Below are 4150 nucleotides of genomic sequence, written 5' to 3'. Positions count from 1 at the left end.
GAAATGGTAGAGGCCCGGCTAAATAAACATATACTCAATGCTTTTGGAGTTAGTGATTGGACTTTCAAATTCAATGAAATTGATAACCGAGATGAAATAAGGCAGACAGAGGTTTTTTCTAGACAGTTCAATATGGGGGCGATTACCCCTAACAAGGTGAGAGAACTCATAGGGGAAGTGAGAATGGATCATCCTTTGATGGATTCACCCTACATTAACGGAGTTCCGATTGACCAGTTGAAAAACTGGAAGCCTCCTACTCATTCTCCAGATGAATTACTCAAGTCTATCAAATCACTTCATGAGCGACTTCTAGAGGTGGTAACCAAATGAGGGCAGAAAAGATGTTAGAAGAGGTTACTTCTTTCCTTTCAGAATGTGGTTGTCTACCTGCTTTCAAACAGGTGGATAAGGACTTATTGGAAGCCGAGAAGAAGCTCGAATATCAGCTTTGGAAGCTATTTGTAAGAGTCGAGAATCGCATGATCTCTCAACTTGTCTCAATGGGATATATTCCACAAGATCCAGTTAGACGACTGTTGTTTGTTGAGGAGTTTCTCAAACACCTCAAAGACGACTTACCAAAGGTTGTAGCTAATAATGTGACGGATAGTGCAAAACGGGGGCGAATAATCGCTTTTGACGATTTGAAAGAGAACGGAATTTCTTATTCCTATTCGGACTTTGATAGCTGGACATATGGGAGGTTACAAGATCAGTCATATACCTTCAGTCGGGCTACGTCAGAGCGAATTATAGGCGATTTCTCAGGAAACTTGGCTCAGTCGTATAAAAAGGGACTGGGGATAGAGGAAGCGTCTAAGGAGCTACAAAGGGAGTTTGATCAGATCAAGGAATACCGTCTAAAGCGGATCGCTCGAACGGAGATTAACTCTGCTCAGAATGAGGGGATTTTCGAAACGTTAAGCGAGTTTGGGGTCAGATATAAACAATGGATTACCGCTAGAGATCGAAGAGTGAGGGGGAATAAGCCGAAAGATAAAGCCAATCATGTGATGATGCATGGGGAAGTGGTGGGATTGTATGAGCGATTTTCAAATGGGCTATTTTTCCCGGGTGATCGGTTTGGTGAACCGAGGGAATGGATTCATTGTCGGTGTCGGATTCGACCGTATTTGCCTAAGCGTGGTGAAGTGATTGTGGGTGATTTGTAATAGGAGGGAAGCTGGTTCTATGAGTAATTCGATGGTTTATTTAGGATTATTTATCCAGAAAGAGTAAGTTTATTATTGATACCCTAATGATTAGAGACATAGTAAAATAGTGAAGAAACTAAAAATTGTTGGCATTATGTAAAAGGAGAATAAACAAATGAAACGGATTCTAGTCTTATTTCTTGCACTATCTGTAGCTTTAATTGGGGTGGCTTGTGGAACTAAGGAGGCAACTAAAGTAGATACGCCTAGAGCTGAGGGAAAAGTTGCAGAAAAGCCGAAGGAAGAGAGCAAATATGCTTTTCCGAATTCCACAGAAAAAGGGAAAGGGAAAATAAGTGTTCAAACCGCAAGTGGTGACTCTGCTAAAGGGCAAACTCCTGTACTGTTTTCAGACAAAGACGATATACTTATTCAGGTTGGGTATACGCTAGAGAATTTTCAAGGGGATAAGGAAGTCTTTCTTTATGTTAATAAGAAATTCCAAGAGACAACACAGGCTGGCGAAATGATGCAAGGATCTTTGCCATTAGAGGGCGAGTTATTAAAGCCTAACCAGTACACTGTTACAGCTGTTCAGTTTGCAGATAATGATCCGAAAAAAGGTGAAGTGATTGAGTATCACGAGGCGAAATTTGAAGTTAAAGCAAGTCAATAATAGAATTTGGCTTATCGCTCTTAAGTATCATTTGATATCCAATAATTTGTAGTAATTATTGGATATATCCAGGGAAATAGATCATATAGTATAGGGAAGTTACAATTGTATACATTTGTAACAAATAAAAAGAGAGTGATTACCGTCATAATCACTCCTGCATTAAGGATATTCAGCTATTTTTTGACTGTAATTTTGATAGTGATTCGAATATTGATCATTTGATCTACCTCCTTTCGAGAAAATTCCTCTCAAAGGGGGTTCTCATGTTGCAATTAAAAGATATTCAATTAGAACTAGAGTTATTCTATATGTTACATTGGATTACGAAATTTCGTATAGATAGTGTACATAGTACACTATCTATACTCATATAGTGTTACCATAATGGAGTTTGTCAAAAAGACAAAAATAACTGTGTGAACTTGTCATTAAGGCAAGAAAAAGAGAGTGATTACCCACATAATCACCCTCAACTCAATGTTAAAATGTTTTACCTGTGAATAATGATTATTACTTTGATTCGAAACCAGAAGTGAGTCATGAGTATACACCCCCTTTCAAGTCTCAAGGTGGTGTTTTTTGTGTCTACGAAAACTATATGTTGTATCAATAAACCGTATGTATAGAGAGAAATATAAATTAGATAGAACATCAATTTTAAGACGGGTTTGTGCATTTATTTAGGACAGTTTTGTTATAACATAAAAATAAAGATGCCCTCATAGAATGTGCCTAAGAGGAACAAAAAGGAGTAACGCGTTCCTTTTTGTCGCATGTGGACATGGAAAGAGGGTGATTACTGGTATAATCACCCTCTAAAAAATGAATTATCTCTTTATAACAATCGTGATTTTTATGTTTATCATGAACATGCCCTCCTTTCTTTCTCGAAGGAGGTTACTTTGCATTTAAAGAACAATGCATTATTAAGATACGTTCACTGAATTGGAACTAGAACCGAGGGGTTTTCCGATATCGTTATTACCTAAGGTGTTTTAAGCAAGACCCACTCCTTTTAGAACAATATATGGGATTAGAGCGAGTAAACCGCCGCCTACAGATTGACTTAAAAAATTCATTCCTCGAGCATATGAATTAGATCGATCATTGTTAATTTCACAATTTCTATGAGCACACTTAATATAATGATCGGTAAGATTTTTCTCAACAAATTTGTCAACGCTTTCGGAACCAATTTCTCCCTTATACAAATCAGTCAAATCTCCAGCTTTAGGAATCAATAAATACTCTGGTGGGGTTGCAAATTCAGTGAAATGTACAGAACACCTAAGTATAGTTGTAAAGAATATGATTATAAAAAAGTAAAATAATGCATAAAGAAAAAGAGATTGGAAATTAAAGATATTGATTTTTACATCTTTGACAAGAAAGAATAGACCACCAGTTAGGATAATTAAAACCCCTATAGGGAACTGGAGTTTTTGTTCCAATTTATCTCGTCTTTCTAATTCGCGATAGTATAGATCCTTGAAGAAGTCGTGTTTAGTCGATAGATTGGGCATTAGATACTCCTATTGTTTATTTTAGAAAGAACATAACATTTATTTAAAAGGAAGTGAAGTTGTTTGGCGGAATTAATAGCCCCGATGATATATAAAAATCCTGAGAAACGAATTGTATATGGTCCAGTACTCATACCCGATGAGATTGACCACGATGGGGACAAAATAAGCAAAGAAAAAATAGAGGAAGTTGCTCACTGCTTCGTAGAGAAATATGCCAATATTGACCTACAGCATAGTCTTAACAATGTCGGGAGTCTCGTAGAATCATATATAGCTCCTATGGATCTCAATTTTGGAGAGATTACAGTACCAGAGGGGTCATGGATGCTAGGTGTTCGTGTGACAGATGATTCAGCCTGGTCAAATGTAAAAAAAGGAAAACTAACAGGATTTTCTATTATGGGAATTCCGCAGGCTGTCATTAAGAATCAATCAAATATTGACATGAAAGCGGAGTTAAAACGAATCACCCTCAGGGATCTCGGAGAGGATTGGATCGTTAACGCTGTTTCACTTGTGGACGAGCCTTGTGTACCTAAAGCCAAGTTCTTAGTGGTTAAGTCAAAGGAAAAAGAAGACACACCAGATGGCTTGTTTGCCAAGTTAAAACAATTGATATCAAGTCATAAGAATGTGGAAGAATCAAATGGAGGAGAGCAGATGGATAAAGAAGAAATACAATCTTTCGTGGAGGAGACGGTTAAAAAGGCTATACATGAGGCTGTGGAAGAGATTAGGCCGTCTATCAAAGAGGAAAGGGAAGATAGTCCCGTTGAAGTGACAGATCA

Annotated in this window: 5 protein-coding genes; 4 read left to right on the top strand and 1 reads right to left on the bottom strand. The window is 37.6% G+C overall.

The annotated features are described in order from the left end of the window. The 3 genes from BT147_RS15775 to BT147_RS14770 all read left to right on the top strand — a co-directional run. Positions 1 to 333 (top strand): phage portal family protein (locus tag BT147_RS15775; protein ID WP_218159123.1); only part of this gene is annotated, 333 nt, incomplete at its 5' end. After that, positions 330 to 1175, top strand: coding sequence for a phage head morphogenesis protein (locus BT147_RS14775; RefSeq protein WP_072337065.1), 846 nt, complete (start codon positions 330 to 332; stop codon positions 1173 to 1175). The genes BT147_RS15775 and BT147_RS14775, both read left to right, overlap by 4 nt. Positions 1176 to 1332: 157 nt before the next feature. Further along, entirely contained in the window at positions 1333 to 1833 is a 501-nt protein-coding gene (locus BT147_RS14770) for a hypothetical protein (RefSeq protein WP_072337063.1), read from the top strand. 998 nt (positions 1834 to 2831) lie between these two features. Here the strand turns inward: BT147_RS14770 and BT147_RS14765 are convergent. Further along, positions 2832 to 3287: a hypothetical protein gene (locus tag BT147_RS14765; protein WP_143188033.1), complete on the bottom strand. Its 456-nt coding sequence runs from the start codon at positions 3285 to 3287 to the stop codon at positions 2832 to 2834. 135 nt (positions 3288 to 3422) lie between these two features. Here BT147_RS14765 and BT147_RS14760 point away from each other — a divergent pair. Then, positions 3423 to 4150, top strand: a 728-nt coding sequence (locus BT147_RS14760) for an XkdF-like putative serine protease domain-containing protein (RefSeq protein WP_286119541.1), incomplete at its 3' end; no start/stop codon positions are given.

Origin of the sequence: Thermoactinomyces sp. DSM 45891, assembly GCF_900119485.1 — a bacterium.
Lineage (GTDB): Bacteria > Bacillota > Bacilli > Thermoactinomycetales > Thermoactinomycetaceae > Baia.
Note: the sequence above shows the minus strand (reverse complement) of the source record. Positions and strands in the feature narration are given on the sequence as shown.